The organism is Acidovorax sp. FG60, from assembly GCF_057808995.1.
In genome coordinates, this window is record NZ_JBMDJC010000011.1 from 114,083 (window position 1) to 135,780 (window position 21,698).

Consider the following 21,698-nt stretch of genomic DNA (forward strand, 5'->3'; position numbering starts at 1 on the left):
GCTTATCCATCAAGCGCTAGCAGCCAATTTCATTAAAACCTTCGAACCCGGCAGCCGGCGGCCGCCTGTCACGCAGGGAACACACCGGTAGACAGATACCGGTCACCCCGGTCGCACACGATGAACACGATGGTGGCATTGCTGTCGCGCGCCGCAATCTGCTGCGCCACCCAGCACGCGCCTGCGGCCGAGATGCCTGCAAAGATGCCCTCTTCGCGCGCGAGACGGCGGCACATGTCTTCGGCGCTGTCCTGGTTCACATAGACCAGCTCGTCCACCGTGCTCGGGTCATAGATCTTGGGCAGGTACTCTTGCGGCCACTTGCGGATGCCCGGGATGCGCGAACCCTCTTCGGGCTGCGCGCCAATGATCTGGATGGCCGGGTTCTTCTCTTTGAGGAAACGCGACACGCCGGTGATGGTGCCCGTGGTCCCCATGGCGCTCACAAAGTGCGTGATGCGCCCGCCCGTCTGCTCCCAGATCTCCGGGCCGGTGGTTTCGTAGTGGATGCGTGGGTTGTCGGGGTTGCCGAACTGGTCGAGCACCTTGCCCTCGCCGCGCTTTTGCATGGCCTCGGCCAGGTCGCGTGCGTGCTCCATGCCGCCGCTCTTGGGCGTGAGCACAAGTTCGGCACCAAAGGCCTTCATGGTCTGTGCGCGTTCGATGGACAAATCCTCGGGCATCACGAGCACCATGCGGTAGCCCTTGATGGCCGCCGCCATCGCCAGCGCAATGCCGGTGTTGCCCGACGTGGCCTCGATCAGCGTGTCGCCGGGGCGGATGTCGCCACGCTCCTCGGCCCGGCGGATCATCGACAGCGCGGGCCTGTCCTTGACTGACCCGGCCGGGTTGTTGCCCTCCAGCTTGCCCAGCACCACATTGCCGCGCGCCGCGTTGTCCTTGGCCCCAATGCGCTGCAAAGCGACCAGAGGGGTGTTACCCACTGCATCTTCAATCGTCGGATATTTCATGCGCCCTACTGTGCCATAATTTGGGGCTTCACGAATTCCAGCCCGGGTGGTGAAATTGGTAGACGCAGGGGACTCAAAATCCCCCGCCGCAAGGCGTGCCGGTTCGATTCCGGCCCCGGGCACCACGAACAAGTCCGTAAGAGCGCAGGCTCTTACGGACTTTTTTCTTGCGCCTTTGAAATCCGCACCTTAGCTGCCCATACCCGCCCAGACCTATCCATCCCATCCGCAACGGGTGGGGGCATATCTGGGGGCACATTTTCAAAAAAGGGGCACATTCATATTTTCCCGAGGCCCCCAGCCGGTAGCTCTGCGATACCGATCGTCTTGTCCTGGCAGATGCCATCGCCGTACCCTGCTCAATCCTTGAGAACCACCCCCAGCGCAGCGAGCTTTTCCGCATACGAATCCCTGCGCTTCGCTGCTTTGGCTGCCGTATCAACAGCCGCCTGAATGGCTTTTGGGCCCTTGGCGCCGACAGCCTTGATGAGGCCCTGCTTGTGGGCGGCGTCAGCCTGCGCCCTTTTGAAAGTGGCGATCAGCTCGGCATGGGCAACAGGTTGATTCACAGGGGCTTTCCATTTTCTAAAGTGCCATTTTCAGCGCGTTACTTTGGGGTGGTCTGCGAGGCTACAGTCACCGGCACACAGAGCCCAACTAGCCCCACACCCCCGGGTTCATTTTTACGGCTGCCGTCTGGCGTGGAAATCTCTCACCCCGCAGCGTGACGCCGAGTCTGCGGCCCCTGGCGCGGCTCCTGCAGTCCATTCACCGCCTAGCGATTTGCTTCGCTTTTCAGCTTGCGCAACTGCTCCTCGGCAGCTTCAAGCTCTGCCCTGAGCGCTCGGACTTCCTTCTCCAGCCTTTCAATATTCGCCGTGTGGCCCGGATCAACCGCGAGCGGCTGACAACTCGATTGCAGCGCCGCCAGTTGGTCAGCCAGTTGCCTACGTAGCAGCATCTGCCCCTTGGATCGCGCGACTTCCATGCGTTTTTCGACGTCCGCCTTTTCTGCAGTGCACGACGTGTGGTTGTCCACCGGATTCGCAGGCTGAGCGATAGCGAAACCTGCCACGGTTATCGCGATGACCAAAGTGCAATAGCCGCTGAAACGCATACAAGTAAGTACCTGAGGGAATGGGGGCTGAGCATGACAGCAATTGGCGCAGGCGGCCTCGATGCCACATGCGGGACATGGTCGGGCGTCACAGGCGACCCTGAGCGGCTTCAGGGGCAACGCGGCCTTTTGTTCATCTCTTGTTCGTATTTCTAACTTCCACGCTCACTGCGCCGCCAGCACCAGAAAGTCCTGCTCATACCCCTTTACCGACTGCACTGCTTTCAACCGCTGCGCAGCCGTCATCGCGTTGTGCACGTTAGAGAAGCCTTCGCAGCCCTCTTCCACCAGCGCCTGCGCATAACGCTGGTAGGCCGCGTCGGGCGATGTTTGAAAACGTGCGAGGTAGCCGCGCAGCAGGCTCCGGGCCTGGTCGGTGTTGGTGCGGTCTTCGGCGATTTTCTGCAGCACCTGCACCAGGTCTTTCTGGCGGCGCAGGCGTTCGGCATAGGTGCGCTGTGGGTCAAACGACGACTGGGCGATGAAGGTGCGCAGTGCGGATTTTTGCGGTTCGTCCAAGGCGCCATAGAAGCCTTCGGCGCGGGACAAGAGCTGCTTGAAGCGCTGCTCTCGCAGCTTGTCGGGCGTGATATCTACCCATTCCTTCTTCCAGTCGGCGTTGCTGTCGGCCTGCTTCTTTTGCAGGTTGCGGATCTGGGTGTCGGTGAGCTGGGCGGCCAGCCAGGCCAGTTTGGGTTCGGCCTGGGCGATAACCTTGTCGATCTGGGTGCGCACTGCGTCGTAGGTGCGGCAGGCCTGGCCGGGCGATATGGCGGATGGCAGTTGTTGCTGTACCTTTTGCAGCAGCTCGGCATGCCGGGGCAGCATGGTGTCACGGTGCCACTGGTGCAGGTCGCCCAGTTCGTCGCGCACGCGCTCGGTCTGGGTTTCTGACAGGCCGAGGTAGCTGTTCAGCTGCCAGTAGGCCAGGTGCGGCACCTGGTTGTAGGCCAGCTTGACCGTGCTGCAGCCTTGCAACAGCAGACCACATGCCGCCAGGGTGGCAGCACACAGTGCTTTGCGAATCAGGGACGGTGCGCGCACAGAAGCTCCTCGTGAAGAAAGGAAAGCAAGAGCGGCAGGATAGGGCCAATGCTGCACGGCGAAATTTGCGGGCTGCAATACCCCGCCAACTGCGCGAGGATTGGCGACAGCCCCGGCACTGGGGAGCAGGCGGCGGTGACCTAGCCATCGGTAGCGCTCTGCGGCGCCGTGGGGCTAGTGTGGTGTTGCATGCTTGACGGCACATTGAAAACCGATGGATTTTTTGGCCAGGGCAAGGCGCAAACCACAGCGATACCCGTAGGTATCGCGCGGATTTGCAACGCAGCCCTGATCGAAAAGACGCGGTTTTAGGTGCCGGATAGCGTGCAACACCACACTAGTTGTCCTGTCGGCGAATCAGTTGCCGACCGCTGGGCGTAATGGCCAGTTCGCCGCCGGAGCCTTTGGTGATGAAGCCCCATTCGAGCAGGCGGCCAGACACGTGGTCCTTGAGCGCATGGGGCAACGTAATGACTTGGCCCATTTCGAGTTGTTTGAGGGTCTCGATCTCGTCCACGGTGGGGTCGAAATGCGGGGCATGGTAGGTGGTCATGGGGTCACTCCCGGATCGGTATGTGCAGACAGACTCCAGCGCCACCAGATTAGTTCAGCCCCTGGGCGGATGCAAGCGCGTCATCCCTTGCCTTCTGCCCCGGCGACCGGCGGCACTCCGCCTGCCGCCGCTGCCATGCCCTGCAGCCACCGTGCAAACGCCCCCAACACCGGCGGCTGGGCTTGCGCGGGGCTGATGAGGTAGTAGGCACGCTCGCCACGCAGCGGGCGGTTGCAGGCCACCACCAGCTCGCCGCTGGCCAGTTCGGCCTCGATCAACAAAGGCGGCATCAGCGCCACGCCCATGCCATGCGTGGCGGCCACGGCCAGCATGGAGAACAGCTCGTAGCGCGGGCCATCCAGCGCATGCGGGACATCCACACCCATCGCATCAAACCACTGGCGCCAGCCATAGGGGCGTGTGCTTTGCTGCAGCAGTGGCAGCTCGGCCAGCGCCTCGGCAGCGATCGGCTGGTGGGCGCGGCCGCGGCCCCGGGGCGCGGCGGATTCGAGCAGGCGGGGGCAACACACGGGCACCACGTCTTCGTGCATCAGCAGCAGGGCCTGCACGCCGGGCCAGTTGGCAACCTGCTCGGGTGTGCCTGCATACAAGGCGGCATCGAAGGTGGTGTCGGCAAACAGAAAAGGCCGCGTTTGCGTGTCGATGTGCACCACGATGTCCGGATGCTCCTGCGCCAGCAGCGGCAGGCGTGGGATGAGCCAGCGCGTGGCAAAGGTGGGCACTGCGGCCAGCGACAGAGTGCCACCCTCGCCCTGGTGGGCCATCACATCCAGCGTATCGCGCTCCAGGCCCTGCAGCCAGCGCGCCACCTGGCGGCCGTAGTGGGCGCCCGCAGGCGTCAGCACCACGCCGTGGCGCGTGCGGCGAAACAGCGCCACGCCCAAAAATTCTTCCAGCGCCTGGATCTGGCGCGACACCGCGCTTTGGGTGAGCGACAGCTCCTGCGCGGCGCGGGTGTAGCTCTCGTGTCGGGCGGCGACTTCAAAACAGGCCAGGGCCTGGGTCGATGGGATGTTGCGGCGCATGATGAAGAGGAACTTTTAACGAGGTTATCTCACTTGCAACCTATGGACGCGAGTATTCCATACATTCCAACAACGCATATCTGGATGAAAAGAACTCGCTTGCGGGCTGGCACACCAGGGCCTACGATGCGCTTCAGACCCGTTTCTTTCACCTTCTTTCCGACCGGAGACACACATGGCCCACGCCGCTTTTCAATGGGATGACCCTTTCCTCCTGAGCCAGCAACTGACCGACGACGAGCGCGCCATCCGCGACGCCGCCGCAGCGTATTGCCAGGACAAGCTGGCGCCCCGCGTGCTGGACGCCTTCCGCCACGAAAAGATGGACGTGAGCATCTTCCGCGAGATGGGCGAAGTGGGCCTGCTCGGCCCCACCATCCCCGAGCAGTACGGCGGCCCCGGCCTGAGCTACGTGGCCTATGGCTTGATCGCCCGCGAAGTGGAGCGCGTGGATTCGGGCTACCGCTCGATGGCCAGCGTGCAGTCGTCGCTGGTGATGGTGCCCATTCATGAATTCGGCACCGAAGCGCAGAAGCAGAAGTACCTGCCCAAGCTCGCCACCGGCGAGTGGATCGGCTGCTTTGGCCTGACCGAGCCCGACCACGGCTCCGACCCCGGCAGCATGGCCACGCGCGCCTACAAGGTCGACGGCGGCTACAAGCTCAAGGGCAGCAAGATGTGGATCACCAACAGCCCCGTGGCCGACGTGTTCGTGGTCTGGGCCAAGGAAGTGTCCGAAGGCGGCGCCGTGGGCCCCATCCGCGGCTTCGTGCTGGAAAAGGGCATGAAGGGCCTGACAGCCCCCGCCATCCACGGCAAGGTGGGCCTGCGCGCCTCCATCACCGGCGAGATCGTGATGGACGATGTGTTCGTGCCCGAAGAAAACGCCTTCCCTGAAGTGCAAGGCCTCAAGGGCCCCTTCACCTGCCTGAACAGCGCGCGCTACGGCATCGCCTGGGGCGCCCTGGGTGCGGCCGAGTTCTGCTGGCACACCGCCCGCCAGTACACGCTGGACCGCAAGCAGTTTGGCCGCCCCCTGGCCGCCAACCAGCTCATCCAGAAGAAGCTGGCCGACATGCAGACCGAGATTGCGATTGGCCTGCAGGCCTGCCTGCAGTTCGGCCGCATGAAGGACGCGGGCACGGCCAGCGTGGAAGGCACCTCCATCATCAAGCGCAACAGCTGCGGCAAGGCGCTGGACATTGCCCGCCTGGCGCGCGACATGATGGGCGGCAACGGCATCAGCGACGAGTTTGGCGTGGCCCGCCACCTGGTGAACCTGGAGGTGGTGAACACATATGAAGGCACGCACGATGTGCATGCGCTGATTCTGGGCCGTGCGCAGACGGGCATTGCGGCGTTTGCCAACTGAGGCCCGGCCTCCCCTCCATCCAATGCGGTGGTGAGAACTCCCCTCTCCCCTCGCGGGAGAGGGGCCGGGGGAGAGGGGGTAGTGGCGTGCGCTGTGCCTGTTCGCCCCCTCTCCCCCACCCTCTCCCGCGAGGGGAGAGGGAGTTAAAACGGGGCTCCTCTACACATGTTTCAAGCGTTTTAGGCCTCTAGCGCTTGATGGATAAGCGCTACCAGCTATCAAACTTATAGTACCTTCATGACCACATCCCCCTCCTCCCCAGGCGCCCTCGCAGGCATCAAGGTGCTAGACCTCTCCCGCGTGCTGGCCGGGCCCTGGTGCACGCAGATTCTGGCCGACCTGGGCGCGGACGTGGTCAAGGTGGAGCGCCCCGGCGTAGGCGATGACACGCGCCAGTGGGGCCCTCCGTTCTTGAAAGACGCCGAGGGCAACGACACCAACCAGGCCAGCTACTACACCGCCTGCAACCGCAACAAGCGCTCGGTGACCATCGACATGGCCTCGCCCGAGGGCCAGGCGCTGATCCGGCAGATGGCACAAGAGGCGGACATCGTGGTGGAGAACTTCAAGGTCGGCGGCCTCAAGCAATACGGCCTGGACCACGAGAGCCTGCGCGCGCTCAACCCCCGCCTCATCTACTGCTCGGTCACCGGCTTCGGGCAGGACGGACCCTACGCCGAGCGCGCAGGCTACGACCTGATGGTGCAGGCCATGACGGGCCTGATGAGCATCACGGGCCAGGCCGACACCGAACCCGGCGGCGGCCCCATGCGCGTGGGCGTGGCCGTGATCGACCTGTTCACCGGCCTGTACGCCAGCAACGCCATCCTGGCCGCGCTGCATGTGCGCGACAACGCCACCAATGGCACCGGCCAGGGCCAGCACATCGACATGGCCCTGCTCGACGTGGGCATGGCCGTGCTGGCCAACCAGGCCTCGGGATTCCTCGCCACGGGCAAGGCGCCCGGACGCATGGGCAACAGCCACCCGAGCCTCGCGCCCTACCAGGACTTCCCCACCGCCGACGGCAACATGCTGCTGGCCATTGGCAACGACGGGCAGTTCCAGCGCTTTTGCGCCGCCGCCGAGCAGCCCCAGTGGGCCAGCGACCCGCGCTTTGCGACCAACACCCTGCGCGTGCAAAACCGCACCGCGCTGATCCCCGCCATGGAGGCCGTGACCCGCACGCGCACCACGGCCGACTGGATCACACTGCTGGAAGACAAGGCCGTACCCTGCGGCCCCATCAACACCATCGCCCAGGCGTTTGACGACGCGCAGGTGCAGGCCCGTGGCCTGGCCGTGACGCTGCCGCGCTGGAAGGACGGCGAGGCCGCCACCGACAACGTTCAGCAGATCACCGGCGTGGCCAGCCCACTGCGCCTGTCGGCCACGCCGCCCGTGCTGCGCAACGCCCCGCCTGCCCTAGGCCAGCACACCGACGAAGTGCTGCGGGAGATGGGGCTGGATGCGGCGCGCATTGCGGCGCTGCGGGCCAGCGGGGTTTTGTAGCCAGCCCCACGCGGCACCGAGCTGCGCAGCGCCCCCGCCATTGAACAGCCTCGCCCTGAACGGCAAGGCTTTTTTGTCTGCACCATCTGAACCAAATCAGGCTCTAGCGCCTATCCAATAAGCGCTAACAGCTATCAATTTGATAACAAATCTTGGTGCTCTCGGCGCCTACATGTGTTCGCACCTTGGTAAAAAAGACATGTACAAAAATTTACACATCTCTCCATAATGGCAGCGGGAATCTCTCCGGCGCGGCGCACAGCACGCGCCGGTTGACCGAGACGAGAGGCGCAGTGGGACAACCGCCGCAACGTACGGGGAAGTCCGGCTGGGCCGCATGCACTTTGCCCCGCCCCAGCGGCGAATCGTGGACCCCACAGGAGTTCCCCATGAAGCTCAGCCTCAAGCTCCCCCTGGCCTTTACCGTGTCGCTGCTTTTGCTGTTTGCGGCGGCGCTGTTTGGCATCAGCCGCCTGAACCAGGCGCTCGACACCTACCAGACCACCGTGGCCCAGAGTTTTGAGCACGAGCGCATGGCGGCGGACATGCTCAACAACTTCAAGGTGCAGGTGCAGGAGTGGAAGAATGTGCTGTTGCGCGGCAAGGACCCGGCCCAGCTCACGCGCTACTGGGCCGCGTTTGAAAAGCAGGAAAAGGCCATCAAGGACGAGGCGCAAAAGCTCGTGGTCGCCCTGCCCCCCGGCGAAGGCCGTGAACGCGTGCAGCAATTTGCCCAGGCCCACGAGCGCATGGGCGCGGCCTACCGCAAGGGGTTTGAGGCCTTCAAGGCCGCCGACCACGACCCGCAGGCGGGCGACAAGGCCGTCGCGGGCATGGACCGCGAGCCCTCGCAGCTGCTGGACCAGGCCGGTGGCCTGATCGCCAAGGCCAGCAGCGAAGTGGCCGAGCGCGCCGCCAAAGCAGCGCAGCGCGCCACCACCATCAGCCTGGTGGTGATGCTGGTGGTGTGCGCCCTGGGCATTGCGGGCGCCATTGCCTTCAGCCGCACCGTAGTGAACCCGCTGGACAACGCGGTGCGCGTGTCGCAGGCCGTGGCCAGCGGCGACCTCACCGTGGCACGGCAAGTGCAGGGCAAGGACGAAATCGCCCTGCTGCTGAATGCCCTGCACGACATGCAGATCAGCCTGTCGCACGTGGTGAGCAATGTGCGCAACAACGCCGACAGCGTGGCCGCCGCCAGTACCGAAATCGCACAGGGCAACAACGACCTGAGCGCCCGCACCGAGCAGCAGGCCAGCGCGCTGGAAGAAACCTCGGCGTCGATGGAGGAGTTGAGCTCCACCGTGCAGGCCAATGCCGAAAACGCGCGCACCGCCAACCAGTTGGCCGTGAGCGCCAGCACCGTGGCCGTGCAGGGCGGTGATGTGGTGGCCGAGGTGGTGACGACCATGAAGGGCATCAACGACAGCAGCAAGAAGATTGCCGACATCATCAGCGTGATCGACGGCATCGCCTTCCAGACCAACATCCTCGCGCTGAACGCCGCCGTGGAAGCAGCCCGCGCGGGCGAGCAGGGCCGGGGCTTTGCGGTGGTTGCCAGCGAGGTGCGCAACCTGGCCCAGCGCAGCGCAGACGCCGCCAAGGAGATCAAGACCCTGATCCACGCCAGCGTGGAGCGCGTAGAGCTGGGCACCACGCTGGTAGACAAGGCGGGCGCCACGATGAGCGAGGTGGTCAGCGCCATCCGCCGTGTGACGGACATCGTGGGCGAGATCAGCGCCGCCAGCAGCGAGCAAAGTGCAGGCGTGGCCCAGGTGGGGGACGCCATCACCGAAATGGACCAGGCCACGCAGCAGAACGCGGCGCTGGTCGAACAGAGCGCGGCAGCTGCCGACAGCCTGAAGGTGCAGGCGCAGCAGCTGGTGCAGGCGGTGGCGGTGTTCCGACTGGCGGACTCTGAAGCCAGCGCTCCCACACGCGCCCACTTGCCAGTGCCCGGGCAGCACCAGCCCCGTCTGGCCGCTGGCTGATGTCGCGCAAAAATTCCAGGCCAAATCGGCTTCTAGCGCTTTACCATCAAGCGCTAAAAGCTATCCAAAAGATAGCAATCAAAAAGCCATCGACTCAGACTTCTGCCAGCACCGGCGAAGCCTGCTGCACGGAGGCCAACGTGGGCGAGGCGAGCTTGCGCAGGTAGGCCATGGTCTGCAGGCAGGCCTGGGCCACCTCGGTGCCCTTCTTCACGAAATGCTCGCGAAAGAAGCGCACATGGTCTTCGTGGTCGTGAAAGTCGCGCGGGGTGAGCACAGCCGACATCACGGGCACCTCGGTGTCTAGCTGCACGCGCATCAGGCCGTCGATGACAGCGGTGGTGACGAACTCGTGGCGGTAGATGCCGCCGTTGACCACCAGCGCGCAGGCCACGATGGCGTCGTAGCGCCCGCTGCGCGCGAGCTTGCGGGCCAACAGCGGGATCTCGAACGCACCGGGCACATCGAACAGCGCCACCTGCGCGGGTGGCAGGCCGTGGCGGTCGAACTCGGCCAGGGCCGCGTCACGCGCCTGGTGCACGATGTCCTGGTGCCAGCTGGCACTGATGATGGCCACGCGGGCGCCACGGTGTGCTGCCACAGGCGCGAGGGGAGAGACGGGAGAAGTAGCAGAAGACTGATTCATGGGTTCCTCAAAACAGGTCAGACCAGAATCAGGGCGCGCGCGAACACGGCGCCTGCACAGGGCGGCGCAGGCCTCACGGCGCTTGCGAGCGGGCAAAAAACACGCAGGCAAACGCCAAGGGCCCAGCCACCCATGGCGGGTGCTCTAGGGATGTCCTGCATAACTCCCTGCGGTCCGTGATAGCGCGGTCCCGGGCGGTCCGCTGCGTTGCTTTTCATGCCAATAGCCGCGCTATTGGCTGCAAAAAGTCGCCTTGCGGCCCATCCCAATCCGCACTACCACCGACTCGCGAGGGTTATGCAGGACATCCCTAGTTTCGCGATCTCTTTCATCCGGACTGTGACCGTCGGCTCTGGTTTCGCACCAGATCTGCTGACCCTGCGGGCCTGTTCCAAAGAACGGCACCACAGGCGCTCGCGGGCTCTTGTTGGCTTTTCAGCCCTCAAATACCGCCGGTGGGGAATTCCACCCCGCCCTGAGAACGCTGCCGGCCCTGGAGTGGATCCAGGGCCTGCAGGGGGATTCTAGGAGCTTGGTGACATTCGCGCCGTCGCCAAGGCGATTGGCCCCCTTCGCCGATCCCGTTCATCCGTTCTTGCTGAGCCTGCCCAAGCCAGGCGCGGCGCTTGAACGGCGCTCAGCGAACGGTTCAAGTTGACGGAAGCCGGATCATTCAAAAGACCGGCTGTAGCGCACCTGCACAAAGTCTTCGCCCGGGTTGGGCTTGCGGATGCCGCCGTTGGAAATGTGGCGCACGATCAGCATCAGTTCGTGCTGGCGGCGGGCGCCAAAGTTGAAGCCCACGCCCTGGTGGTCGGCAAAGTTGAAACGGGTGCTGAAGGCCTTGTGCCGGGTGGCGTAGTGCCCGTCCAGCGCCGACAGGCCGATGCCGCCTTCCATGAACCAGGCGGACCGCCCGCCGTCGAATCGCCAACGCAGTGTCGGCACCACCGCCAGCTGCGTCCAGTGGCTGCGCCCGCCCGGCACGGCGGTGCCGGGCGGCACGCGCCAGTGCGCGATGTGGGTATCCCAGTGCCCCGTCAGTTCGCCGCCCAAAAAATCACGGCGCCAGGCCCAGGGCCATTGCACACCCACCGAGGCCAGCCCCACGTCGCTGGCCGCGCGTGCGCCGTCGATGAAGATGCGGCGCGGCTCGGGGGTAGCGGAGACCGCAAGCTCCTGGGCTCGGGCGGAGGGCTGCGGCGCGCCAGCCCCCTGCTGCGCCAGGGCCGGCAGGGGCAACAGCGCGCAGCAGGCCAGCAGGGCGGCTCCAGCACAGCCGGCTCGCGGTGGTGGCGGGAACAAGCCCTCGGACGGGGAGGGCAATGGCAGCAAGGGTTGAAATGAGGAACGCACGGCAGGACTCCGACGGGCCACTGGGCCATGCCCTCCAATCTACCCAAACGTCGCCCTGCGCGCAGCACCTGGCAGCGCGCAGGGCTGCAAGAAACTCTTCGTCGGTACCTTGTCGGGGGCGTGCAAAAGCGCTGGGCGCCGAGGTCAACGGGGCCGCGCAAAGCCCCCGTCCGCCCAGGCGGTAGCGCTGGCGGCCGTCAGGCGGAAGGTGGGCGGCGCAGGCACGCGGGCGATTTCCTGGCCCAGTGCATCTTCGGCGCTCAGCGTGGCCGTGGCACCTTCCTCATCGGGCACGATGGCCAGCGCCACGCGCAGGCGCTGGCCGTCGGCGGTGGTGATGTGCACGCTCTTGTTCAACTGCGCGTGCAGCTGCTGCTCATGGCGGCGCACCACCTCGCTCGCGGTCTTGACCAGGGTGTGAAAGGCCGACACATCGAGCGGCTTGGGGTTCTTCTTGTCGCGGCCCATGGTCCAGGGGCCCACCAGTGCGGGCTCGGCCTCGCCCTTCAGCGTCATGGACACCGCCCAGCCATCGTCGTCTTCGTTCTTGATGACCTGCGCCGTCCAGCGCCCATCGCTCCAGCAGCGGGGTTCCTGGATGGTGTCGGGCGTGTCGGGTGCGTCGGTCATGGAGAAAAAGGTCTGGATGGCGGGAAAGGGCGCAGAGCATAACGGCAGGGCCTGGCCACCCCAATTTCCAATAACCATTGGTTATCGAAAGGGGCCAGGCATAGCGCGGGCCTTGCTACTCCCCCAAAACGTCCGGCGCCACACCCGCCGTGTCGCGCAGCACGTCGATAAAGGCCTGTACCGAGGGCGTGGGCGGCTCGCCCAGGCGGGTGATGAGGCCATAGCTGGGCATGCGGTCGGGCAGCTCGACGGGAATGCGCGAGAGCAGGCCCCGGTCCACGTATTTCTGGATCAGCGCGGCGGGCTGCAGCGACATCATGTGGGTGGTGTTCATCAGCTCCAGCGCAAACAGGAAGGACGGCGTCTCCACCACCCCCGCCGTGAGCGCCAGGCCCGCGCCGCCGAACAAGTCGTCCGACACCTTGCGCACCGCCGTGGAGGCGGGGTACAGAATCCAAGGCCAGTGCGCCAGCTCGGTCAGCGACAGGTCGGTGGCGCCGCGCAGCGGGTGGTGCTGCCCGCCCACCACATGCAGCGGCTCGGCGGACAGGTGCTCGTAGTGGAACTGGCTGCGCTGGTCCTCGGTGGTGAAGCGGCCAATCATCAGGTCGATCTTGCGTTCGGCCAGCCAGGCGATGAGCTGGTCGCTGCTCTGCTCCAGGATCTTGATGACCAGCAGGGGCCGCAAGCGCTGGAGCTCCACCACCGACGCCACCAGCACATGCGCTGCCGAGCCGGTGATCGCGCCCACCGTCACATGGCCATGGCCGCCCTGCTTGAGTGCGTTGAACTCGTCCACAAACTTGCGCTGCCCATCGAGCGCCGCGCTGGCGTAGCGCAGCGTGAAGAGCCCCAGCTCGTTGGGCCGCATGCCGCGCGAGAGGCGGTCGAACAGGCGCGCCTCGAGGATCTCCTCGATGTCCATGAGGATCTTGGTGGCCGCAGGCTGCGTGACGTGCATCTGCTCGGCCGTGAGCCGCAGGTTGCGCGTGCGGCCCAGGATGTCGAGAAACTGCAAATGCCGAAAGCGCAGCCGCGCGCAGGCCTGCGCCAAAGACAAGGGTTTACCCGGAAATTCGTCTGGACTCATAAGCGTTTGGAATGGATTGTCGCAAAACATTCAGTGGACCCGGCAGGACGCGAAACCTAACCTTCGCCTTGCGTCCATGACGGCTTGCCCCAAAAAGCTGCATACGCCGAAGGCCTCGCCAACGGGGTCAGCCATTCCAACGGAGACAAGACACCATGCAATTCAAGACCCTCGCTAAATCCTTGGCGCTTGCTGCCACGCTGCTGGCCGCCTTTGCCGCCCCCGTCGCGGCCCAAGTGAAGGAACACACCTTCAAGGTCGGCATTGGCCTGAGCGACGACCACCCGCAGGCCCAGGCCGTGCGCCACTTTGCCGAGCGCCTGCAGGCCAAGAGCGGCGGCAAGATGAACGCCAAGCTGTTTGCCAGCGGTGCGCTGGGCAACGACGTGAGCATGACCTCGGCCCTGCGCGGCGGCACGCTGGAGATGACGATTCCGGATTCATCCACGCTGATGTCGCTGATCAAGCCCTTTGGCGTGCTGAACCTGCCGCTCACCTTCAACACCGAGGCCGAAGCCGACGCCTTGCTCGACGGCCCCTTCGGCCAGAAGCTGCTGGCCATGCTGCCCGACAAGGGCCTGATCGGCCTGGGCTTTTGGGAAAACGGCTTTCGCCATGTAACCAACTCGCGCCGCCCCATCAATACGGCCGATGATCTGGCAGGCCTGAAGCTGCGCGTGATCCAGAGCCCCTTGTTCCTCGACACCTTCAACGCGCTGGGCACCAACGCCACGCCCATGCCGTTCACCGAGCTGTACACCGCCATGGAACAAAAGGCCGTGGACGGCCAGGAGAACCCGCCTGCCACCATCCTGGCCAGCAAGTTCTATGAGGTGCAAAAGCATCTGGTGCTGTCGCGCCACATGTACAGCGCGTGGGTGCTGCTCATCTCCAAGAAGACCTGGGACGGCCTCTCGGCCGACGAGCGCAAGATCGTGCAGGAGTCTGCCCGCGAGGCCACGCTGTTCGAGCGCAAGACCATCCGCGCCTTCAGCGAAACCGCCCTGGGCGAGCTGAAAAAGGCCGGCATGCAGATCACCGAGCTGCCTGCTGCCGAGCAGGCCAAGCTGCGCACCAAGCTGCAGCCCGTGCTGGCCAAGTACGGCAAGGAGTTTGGTGAAGAGACCACCAGCGAAATGATGGGCGAGCTGGCGAAGGCGCGGGGCGGGAAGTAAGCGATTCGCCTCCCGGGGCGCAGCTGGTTGCAGCTGCGCCCCCGCCCCTCCTTTTGCGACGTCCCGACCCCATGACCAAAACACCCCGCCGCCCCTTCCGCTCCCGCGACTGGTTTGCCGCCCCCGAGCGCTCGGACATGACCGCGATGTACCTCGAACGCTTCATGAACTACGGGCTCACGCCCGAGGAACTGCGCTCGGGCCGGCCCATCATCGGCATCGCGCAGACGGGCAGCGACCTGTCGCCCTGCAACCGCATCCACCTGGACCTGGCGCGCCGCGTGCGCGACGGCATCCGCGATGCGGGCGGCATTCCGATGGAGTTCCCTGTTCACCCCATCTTTGAAAACTGCCGCCGGCCCACGGCCGCACTGGACCGCAACCTGGCCTATCTGGGGCTGGTGGAGATCCTGTACGGCTACCCCATCGACGCGGTGGTGCTGACCACGGGCTGCGACAAGACCACGCCTGCTGGCGTCATGGCCGCGTCCACGGTGGACATTCCGGCCATCGTGCTCTCGGGCGGGCCGATGCTCGATGGCTGGCACGACGGACAACTGGTGGGTTCGGGCACCGTCATCTGGCGCAGCCGCCGCCAGCTGGCAGCGGGCAAGATTGATGAAGAAGAGTTTCTGCAGCGCGCCTGCAGCAGCGCACCGTCGGCGGGCCACTGCAACACCATGGGCACGGCATCCACCATGAACGCGGTGGCAGAAGCCCTGGGCCTGTCGCTGCCCGGCTGCGCGGCCATTCCTGCACTGTACCGAGAACGCGGTCAGATGGCGTACGAAACCGGGCGGCGCATTGTTGATATGGCCTATGAAGACCTGCGCCCCTCGCGCATCCTGACGCGCGAGAGCTTCTTGAACGCGCTGTCGGTCATCAGTGTGGCCGGGGGCTCCAGCAATGCGCAGGTGCACGTGATGGCCATGGCGCGCCATGCAGGCGTGGTACTGGAGGCCCAGGACTGGACGGACCACGCCTACGACCTGCCCCTGCTGCTGAACATGCAGCCTGCAGGCCAGTTCCTGGGCGAACGGTTCTTTCGCGCGGGCGGTGTGCCTGCGCTGATGTGGGAGCTGCAGCAAGCGGGCCGCCTGCACAACGACTGCGCCAGCGTGACGGGCAAAACCATCGGCGACAACCTGCAGGGCCACGAAGCGCGCGACCGTGAAGTGATTCGCCCCTTCAGCGCGCCGCTGATGGAAAAAGCTGGGTTCCTGGTGCTCAGCGGCAACCTGTTTGACTTCGGCATCATGAAAACCTCGGTGATATCGCCCGCGTTTCGCGAGCGCTACCTGAGCCAGCCGGGCCGCGAGGGCATCTTCGAAGCCCGTGCCGTGGTGTTTGAAGGCGCGGACGACTACCACGCACGCATCAACGACCCAGCGCTCGACATCGACGAGGGCTGCATCCTGGTCATGCGCGGCGCCGGGTCCATCGGCTGGCCGGGCTCGGCCGAGGTGGTCAACATGCAGCCGCCCGATGCGCTGATCCGGCGCGGCATCAACACGTTGCCCACGCTGGGCGACGGGCGCCAGTCGGGCACGGCAGACAGCCCGTCCATCCTCAACGCATCGCCCGAGAGCGCCGTGGGCGGGGGCCTGTCCTGGCTGCAAAGCGGCGACACCATCCGCACCGACCTCAACACCGGGCGCTGCGATGCGCTGGTCGCGCCCGAGGAAATCGCCCGCCGAAAGCGTGAACTGCCCGACCCACCCGTGCCCGCGAGCCAGTCTCCCTGGGAAGCGCTGTACCGCGAGAAGACGGGGCAGCTGGCCGGTGGCGCGACGCTCGACTTCGCGCTGGCATTCCAGCGCATTTCCGAAAAGACACCACGCCACAACCACTGACAACGAGCGGGCGGGCCACCGGCGCCACCCCCGGATTTTTTCGAAGGACTCTCCATGAACAACATGACGGCGACGGCAGTTGCCGAACGGGCCCGTGCGCCCCAGACCGCATTGCAAGTGCTTCCCGACGATGGCCTGCAGGGCACGCTGGTGGGCCGGGTGTGGGCACCACAGGGCGCCGTTGCGGGCCCAGCTGTGGTGGCCCTGCGGCCCGAAGGCGTGTTCGACCTCAGCGCGCACTACCCCACCATGAGCACGCTGCTCGACACCCTGGCACCCGCCGAGGCGGTGCGTGCAGCCACCGGCCAGTACCTGTGCAGCGTGGAAGACCTGCTGGCCAACAGCCTACCCGGCACGCGCGACACGAGCAGCCCCTGGCTGCTGGCGCCGTGCGACCTGCAGGTGGTCAAGGCGGCGGGCGTGACGTTTGCGGCCAGCCTGATCGAGCGCGTGATCGAAGAACAGGCCCGGGGCGACGCCAGCCGTGCGCAAGCCTTGCGAAGCCAGGTCATCGAGCTGATCGGCGAGAACCTTGCCGACATCCGCCCTGGTTCGCCCGAGGCCATGGAACTCAAAACGTTGTTGCAAGAAAAAGGCCTGTGGTCGCAGTATCTGGAGGTGGGTATTGGCCCCGATGCCGAGGTGTTCACCAAGGCGCCGGTGCTGGCGTCCGTCGGCTGCGGGGACGACATCGGCATCCGCTCCGACTCGGCCTGGAACAACCCCGAGCCCGAGGTGGTGCTGGCGGTGAACAGCCGGGGCCAGATCGTGGGCGCCACGCTGGGCAACGACGTGAACCTGCGGGACATCGAGGGCCGCAGCGCCCTTCTGCTGGGCAAGGCCAAGGACAACAACGCCTCGTGCGCGTTAGGCCCGTTCATCCGCCTGTTCGACGCGAGCTTCGGGATGGACAAGGTGCGCAGCGAAACCGTGCACCTGAGCGTTGCAGGGGTGGATGGCTATGAGTTGCGCGGCATCAACACCATGGCCAGCATCAGCCGCGACCCCAGCGACCTGGTGGCGCAGACCCTGGCCGCGCACCAGTATCCGGATGGATTCATGCTGTTTCTGGGCACGCTGTTCGCGCCCATTGAAGACCGCGACCAGCCGGGCGGTGGCTTCACCCACCACCTGGGCGACCTGGTGTCCATCCAGAGCGCGTGGCTGGGTGGCCTGCACAACCGCGTGGCGCACAGCGAGGCGGCGGCGCCCTGGCGCTTTGGTTTGCGCGCCTTTATCAGTAACCTGACGCAGCGCGGCCTGTTGCGCGACGCAGCGCTCTGAGCCACAGGCCGCAACGGCACGCACACCAGAAGAAGACCAAGGAGACACCCATGCTCAACGCCCTCATAGACCGGTGCTGCCGGTGGATCAACATTCTCATCGCGCTGGCACTGGCCGTGATGGTGGTGATGGTGTTCGGCAACGTGGTGCTGCGCTACGCCTTCAACTCGGGCATTGCGGTCAGCGAAGAGGTGTCGCGCTGGCTGTTCGTGTGGATAACGTTCCTGGGCGCCATCGTGGTGGTGAAGGAACACGGCCACCTGGGCAGCGACCTGGTTCTCACCAAGCTTCCACCCATCGTTCAACGGGTGTGCCTTGTCATCAGCCACGGGCTCATGCTGTTTTGCACCTGGCTGCTGTTCCGTGGCGCCCTGTCGCAGGCACGCATCAACTGGGATGTGGAAGCGCCGGTAACCGGCGCATCGGTGGCGATCTTCTATGCGTCCGGGGTGGTGTTTGCCGTGGCGTCGGGCCTTTTGTTGTTGCTCAACCTGTGGAGGCTGCTGTCGGGGCAGGTACCAGACGACCAGCTGGTGCAGACCTCCGGGTCGGAGGATGTGGCCACCCTGCCCGACATGCAGCTGGACCGCGCGGCGTTGCCGTCACGCAAGCCGCCATCCCATTGAGCCCCCCGGAGACACTCGCATGACCGTATTCATCTTTCTCGGCTCCCTGCTGGCGGCCATGGCCATTGGTGTGCCCATTGCCTACGCGCTGCTGGTGTCTGGCGTGGCGCTGATGTGGCACCTGGACCTGTTTGACGCGCAGATCCTTGCGCAGAACGTCATCAACGGCGCGGACTCGTTCCCGCTGCTGGCCGTGCCGTTTTTTATGTTGGCAGGCGAGATCATGAATGCGGGCGGCCTGTCGCAGCGCATCGTCAAGCTGGCGCTCACGCTGGTGGGTCATAAGCGCGGCGGGCTGGGCTTTGTGGCCATCCTCGCGGCCTGCATGCTGGCGGCGCTGTCGGGCTCTGCCGTGGCAGACACCGCTGCGCTGGCCGCGCTGCTGCTGCCCATGATGGTGAAGGCCGGGCATGACAAGGCGCGCGCCGGGGGGCTGATTGCCTCGGCGGGCATCATCGCGCCGGTGATTCCGCCTTCCATTGGTTTTGTGGTGTTTGGCGTCGCGGCCAACGTGTCGATCAGCAAGCTGTTTCTGGCGGGCATCGTGCCGGGCCTGCTGATGGGACTGTCCATTGCTGCGGCCTGGTACTGGGTATCGCAGCGCGAGAGCATTTTGCCGCCGCCCCGAGCAACGACCGCAGAGAAGCTGCAGGCCTTGAAGGAATCCACCTGGGCGCTGTTCCTGCCGGTGATCGTGATCGTGGGTCTGAAGATGGGCGTGTTCACCCCTACCGAAGCCGCCGCCGTGGCCGCCGTCTATGCGCTCTTCGTGGCCACGGTGGTGTACCGCGAGCTGCACTGGCGCCAGCTGACCGCCGTGTTCGTGAGCGCTGCCAAAACGACGGCCGTGATCATGTTCCTGGTGGCCGCCGCCATGGTGAGCGCGTGGCTCATCACCGTGGCCGACATCCCCAGACAGCTGGTTTCGCTGCTGAAGCCCTTCATGGACAACCCCATCCTGCTGATGATGGCCATCATGCTGCTGGTGATGGCCGTGGGCACCGCCATGGACATGACGCCCACCATCCTGATCCTGGCGCCCATGCTGATGCCGGTGGTCAAAGCCGCAGGCATCGACCCGGTCTACTTCGGCGTGCTGTTCATCATGAACAACGCCATCGGCTTGATCACTCCGCCGGTGGGCACGGTGCTGAACGTGGTGGCGGGGGTGGGACGCATGCGCATGGACGAAGTCACCCGGGGCGTGCTCCCCTTCATGGGCGCGCAGTTCGCGATGATGTTCCTGATGGTGCTGTTCCCGTCCATCGTGCTGGTGCCGATGCGGTGGTTTATCGGCTAAGCCGTGACTATTTATAGCCAAATTGGTCGCTAGCGCTTATCCATAAAGCGCTAGCAGCTATCAAAACAGGAGTGCTCTGGCCTTTTCGGCCTTTTCGGCCTTTTCGGCCTTTTCGGCCTTTGCACGCCGGCAAGCATGGGCGCTCAGTTCGCCACCGTAAAGCGCTTTTGCACGTGGCGCGGCGTCTCCAGCTCGTCCACGATGGCAACAGACAGGTCGGCCACGCTGATGCTGCCGGGTTGCTCGCCATTCATCAGCGGCGCTTCGTCGCCCAGGCGGTATTGGCCTGTGCGTTCGCCAGGCTGCAGCAGGATGGGCGGCGAGAGGAAGGTCCAGTCCAGCGTGTTTTCGGTGCGAATCCAGTTCAGCGCCTCGCGCGCGGCCAGGGCGCCCTGCTTCCATTCGGCGGGGAACTGGGGCGTATCCACCAGCTGCACGCCGGGCGCCACAAACAGGCTGCCAGCGCCACCCACCATCAGAAAGCGGCGCACACCAGCCGCTTTGGTGCCGTCGATGATGGCGCGGGTACCTTTCAGGAACTCGTCGTGGATGTTGGGGTTCTCCCAGCCGGGGTTATAGGCGCTGACCACAGCATCGTGGCCGGCAGCGGCCTTGGCGACCTGGGCGGCGTCTTGCGCGTCGGCCGCCACTACCGTAAGACCTTCGCGCGCGGCGAGCTTGGCGGGGTTGCGGGCCAGTACCGTCACGCGGTGGCCGCGTTGCAGCAGTTCATTCAGCACGGCAGCGCCAACAAAGCCGGAGGCGCCAATCAGGGCGATGTTCATATCGATGTCCTTGGGGTCGAAGTTGCGATGTAGTGAGAATAGGAGATTGTCAAAGCTGGCGGTAGATGGCTAAATTGGCCTTCTCTTTGAAGCTCAACTTCACAATGGATGAATCACCTCCTGAGTCGCTTTGCGCCTTCCCCCTCTCTCGCATGGCTGCGCCATGCGGGATGGGGACGCCCCCAGCGCACTCAAGCGAAGCGCCGCACAAGCAGCTTGGCGGCCCTTGCGCGGGGGCACTGGACTTGGTCGCGCCAGTTCCAAGGTCTGGGGGCGGACAACAGCCCAGTGGGGATTGACGAGAGGACCTGATATGGAAGACCTCAAACGCATGGCGGTGTTTGCCGCCGTGGTGCAGCACGGCTCGATGAGCGGCGCCGCCCGCGCCCTGGGCATGAGCACTTCCGCCGTGAGCCAGCAGGTGCGCAAGCTGGAAAGCGATGGCGGTGTGACCCTGCTTCACCGCTCTACGCGCAAGCTTGCACTCACTGAAGCAGGCCAGCGCTACCACGCGCGCTGCGCCGCCATGTGTGCCGCAGCCGACCAGGCGCGGGCCGAGCTGGCCGCTTCGCGCGATGCCCCCAGTGGCGAGCTGCGGCTGTCGGCTACCGTCGGGTTTGCACGCCACATTGCCCCAGCGCTGGGAGAGCTGCTGGCCGCCCACCCCGCGTTGCGCCTGCGCCTGCTGGTAGACGATTCGCCCATCGACCTCATCAATGCCCGCATCGATCTGGCCGTGCGCTACGGGCGCCTGCAGGACTCTACCTGGGCAGCACGGCGCCTGGGAGGCATGCAGTGGTACCTGTGCGCGGCGCCCGGCTGGGTGGCTGCCCACGGCGTGCCACAGCACCCGGACGCACTGCTCTCGCACAGCTGGCTGGGCTTTGCGCGCGAAAACGGCGGCCTGCTGATCGACCTGCGCAGCCCCACGGGCGATCCCCGGGCCCTGCGGGTGGAGCCGCGCATTGCCAGCAACAACCAGCTTTCGATCCAGCAGATGTGCGAGGCCGGGCTGGGCCTGGCGCTGGTGGGCGGCATGGATTCGCACGATGCGCTGCAGGCCGGGCGGCTGGTGCGGCTGCTGCCCGACTGGTCGTTTGGCACCCTGGACATCTGGGCGGTGACACCCCAGCGCGACGCCCAGCCCGCCAAGGTGCGCCAGACCATTGCCGCGCTGCACCGCTATCTGAGCCAGCTGCCGGGCGTCACGGAATGAGAGGAGATCAGTCCGTGGGTAACTGCCTTCGGCGCCTTCCTTCGCCGGGACATCGCTGCCACTTTTTATCCATCATTTTTTTATCGTTCAAACACACAAATTCCATCGTTGTGCAGGCAGCGCCGGCTGCC

20 protein-coding genes, 1 tRNA gene and 1 riboswitch are annotated in these 21,698 nt (G+C 65.3%); of the genes, 10 read left to right on the forward strand and 11 right to left on the reverse strand.

Annotation, left to right across the window (positions count from 1 at the left end):
* Positions 1–68 precede the first annotated feature (68 nt).
* Entirely contained in the window at positions 69–971 is a 903-nt protein-coding gene (cysM, locus tag ACODS0_RS17515) for a cysteine synthase CysM (RefSeq protein ID WP_055401636.1), read from the reverse strand.
* A 40-nt stretch (positions 972–1,011) separates the two neighbouring features.
* Between cysM and ACODS0_RS17520 the strand changes: the two genes are divergently transcribed.
* Positions 1,012–1,096: transfer RNA gene (locus ACODS0_RS17520), tRNA-Leu, on the forward strand.
* Between the two features lie 234 nt (positions 1,097–1,330).
* On the opposite strand, the gene ACODS0_RS17525 is transcribed toward ACODS0_RS17520, so the two are convergent.
* The 5 genes from ACODS0_RS17525 to ACODS0_RS17545 form a co-directional block, all read right to left on the reverse strand.
* The gene (locus ACODS0_RS17525) at positions 1,331–1,540 is read right to left on the reverse strand and encodes a hypothetical protein (protein ID WP_010459877.1); all 210 of its coding nucleotides are present in this window, start codon (positions 1,538–1,540) and stop codon (positions 1,331–1,333) included.
* A 206-nt stretch (positions 1,541–1,746) separates the two neighbouring features.
* Positions 1,747–2,088 carry a DUF1090 family protein gene (locus ACODS0_RS17530; RefSeq protein WP_488836161.1) on the reverse strand — a complete coding sequence of 114 codons (342 nt, stop codon included), beginning with the start codon at positions 2,086–2,088 and terminating at the stop codon, positions 1,747–1,749.
* 165 nt (positions 2,089–2,253) lie between these two features.
* On the reverse strand, positions 2,254–3,132 hold the full coding sequence (locus tag ACODS0_RS17535; protein ID WP_218298494.1) for a DUF6279 family lipoprotein: 879 nt from the start codon (positions 3,130–3,132) through the stop codon (positions 2,254–2,256).
* Positions 3,133–3,469: 337 nt separating this feature from the next.
* Positions 3,470–3,685: a hypothetical protein gene (locus tag ACODS0_RS17540; RefSeq protein ID WP_055401611.1), complete on the reverse strand. Its 216-nt coding sequence runs from the start codon at positions 3,683–3,685 to the stop codon at positions 3,470–3,472.
* Positions 3,686–3,765: 80 nt separating this feature from the next.
* Positions 3,766–4,731 (reverse strand): LysR family transcriptional regulator, encoded by a 966-nt coding sequence (locus ACODS0_RS17545; protein WP_488836162.1) that lies wholly within the window; start codon positions 4,729–4,731, stop codon positions 3,766–3,768.
* 175 nt (positions 4,732–4,906) lie between these two features.
* On the opposite strand from ACODS0_RS17545, the gene ACODS0_RS17550 reads away from it, so the two are divergent.
* From ACODS0_RS17550 to ACODS0_RS17560, 3 genes are all read left to right on the forward strand, one after another.
* On the forward strand, positions 4,907–6,103 hold the full coding sequence (locus tag ACODS0_RS17550; protein ID WP_121507204.1) for an acyl-CoA dehydrogenase: 1,197 nt from the start codon (positions 4,907–4,909) through the stop codon (positions 6,101–6,103).
* Positions 6,104–6,340: 237 nt separating this feature from the next.
* Positions 6,341–7,615 (forward strand): CaiB/BaiF CoA transferase family protein, encoded by a 1,275-nt coding sequence (locus ACODS0_RS17555; RefSeq protein ID WP_488836163.1) that lies wholly within the window; start codon positions 6,341–6,343, stop codon positions 7,613–7,615.
* A 389-nt stretch (positions 7,616–8,004) separates the two neighbouring features.
* A complete protein-coding gene (locus ACODS0_RS17560; protein WP_121419298.1) occupies positions 8,005–9,606 on the forward strand; it encodes a methyl-accepting chemotaxis protein in 1,602 nt (533 codons plus the stop codon).
* A 94-nt stretch (positions 9,607–9,700) separates the two neighbouring features.
* On the opposite strand, the gene ACODS0_RS17565 is transcribed toward ACODS0_RS17560, so the two are convergent.
* The 4 genes from ACODS0_RS17565 to ACODS0_RS17580 all read right to left on the reverse strand — a co-directional run bounded on the left by ACODS0_RS17565 (position 9,701) and on the right by ACODS0_RS17580 (position 13,328).
* The gene (locus ACODS0_RS17565) at positions 9,701–10,252 is read right to left on the reverse strand and encodes a 6,7-dimethyl-8-ribityllumazine synthase (RefSeq protein WP_176888756.1); all 552 of its coding nucleotides are present in this window, start codon (positions 10,250–10,252) and stop codon (positions 9,701–9,703) included.
* A 316-nt stretch (positions 10,253–10,568) separates the two neighbouring features.
* Positions 10,569–10,739, reverse strand: a riboswitch (FMN riboswitch).
* 182 nt (positions 10,740–10,921) lie between these two features.
* Positions 10,922–11,608 (reverse strand): acyloxyacyl hydrolase, encoded by a 687-nt coding sequence (locus ACODS0_RS17570; protein WP_488836164.1) that lies wholly within the window; start codon positions 11,606–11,608, stop codon positions 10,922–10,924.
* Positions 11,609–11,752: 144 nt separating this feature from the next.
* A complete protein-coding gene (locus ACODS0_RS17575; RefSeq protein ID WP_488836165.1) occupies positions 11,753–12,238 on the reverse strand; it encodes a hypothetical protein in 486 nt (161 codons plus the stop codon).
* A gap of 115 nt (positions 12,239–12,353) precedes the next feature.
* Complete coding sequence (locus ACODS0_RS17580) at positions 12,354–13,328, reverse strand: LysR family transcriptional regulator (RefSeq protein WP_488836166.1); 975 nt, start codon at positions 13,326–13,328, stop codon at positions 12,354–12,356.
* 155 nt (positions 13,329–13,483) lie between these two features.
* Between ACODS0_RS17580 and ACODS0_RS17585 the strand changes: the two genes are divergently transcribed.
* The 5 genes from ACODS0_RS17585 (at position 13,484) to ACODS0_RS17605 (ending at position 19,566) form a co-directional block, all read left to right on the forward strand.
* Positions 13,484–14,503, forward strand: a complete 1,020-nt coding sequence (locus tag ACODS0_RS17585) for a TRAP transporter substrate-binding protein (RefSeq protein WP_488836167.1) — start codon at positions 13,484–13,486, stop codon at positions 14,501–14,503.
* Positions 14,504–14,574: 71 nt separating this feature from the next.
* On the forward strand, positions 14,575–16,356 hold the full coding sequence (locus ACODS0_RS17590; protein WP_488836168.1) for an IlvD/Edd family dehydratase: 1,782 nt from the start codon (positions 14,575–14,577) through the stop codon (positions 16,354–16,356).
* Between the two features lie 54 nt (positions 16,357–16,410).
* Entirely contained in the window at positions 16,411–17,640 is a 1,230-nt protein-coding gene (locus ACODS0_RS17595; RefSeq protein WP_488836169.1) for a fumarylacetoacetate hydrolase family protein, read from the forward strand.
* A gap of 50 nt (positions 17,641–17,690) precedes the next feature.
* The gene (locus tag ACODS0_RS17600) at positions 17,691–18,266 is read left to right on the forward strand and encodes a TRAP transporter small permease (protein ID WP_488836170.1); all 576 of its coding nucleotides are present in this window, start codon (positions 17,691–17,693) and stop codon (positions 18,264–18,266) included.
* A 19-nt stretch (positions 18,267–18,285) separates the two neighbouring features.
* Positions 18,286–19,566, forward strand: a complete 1,281-nt coding sequence (locus tag ACODS0_RS17605) for a TRAP transporter large permease subunit (protein WP_431152222.1) — start codon at positions 18,286–18,288, stop codon at positions 19,564–19,566.
* A gap of 143 nt (positions 19,567–19,709) precedes the next feature.
* Here ACODS0_RS17605 and ACODS0_RS17610 read toward each other — a convergent pair whose 3' ends face one another.
* Complete coding sequence (locus ACODS0_RS17610; RefSeq protein WP_488836171.1) at positions 19,710–20,351, reverse strand: NAD(P)-dependent oxidoreductase; 642 nt, start codon at positions 20,349–20,351, stop codon at positions 19,710–19,712.
* Positions 20,352–20,664: 313 nt separating this feature from the next.
* Between ACODS0_RS17610 and ACODS0_RS17615 the strand changes: the two genes are divergently transcribed.
* Complete coding sequence (locus tag ACODS0_RS17615) at positions 20,665–21,567, forward strand: LysR family transcriptional regulator (protein WP_488836172.1); 903 nt, start codon at positions 20,665–20,667, stop codon at positions 21,565–21,567.
* The last annotated feature ends 131 nt before the right edge of the window (positions 21,568–21,698 follow it).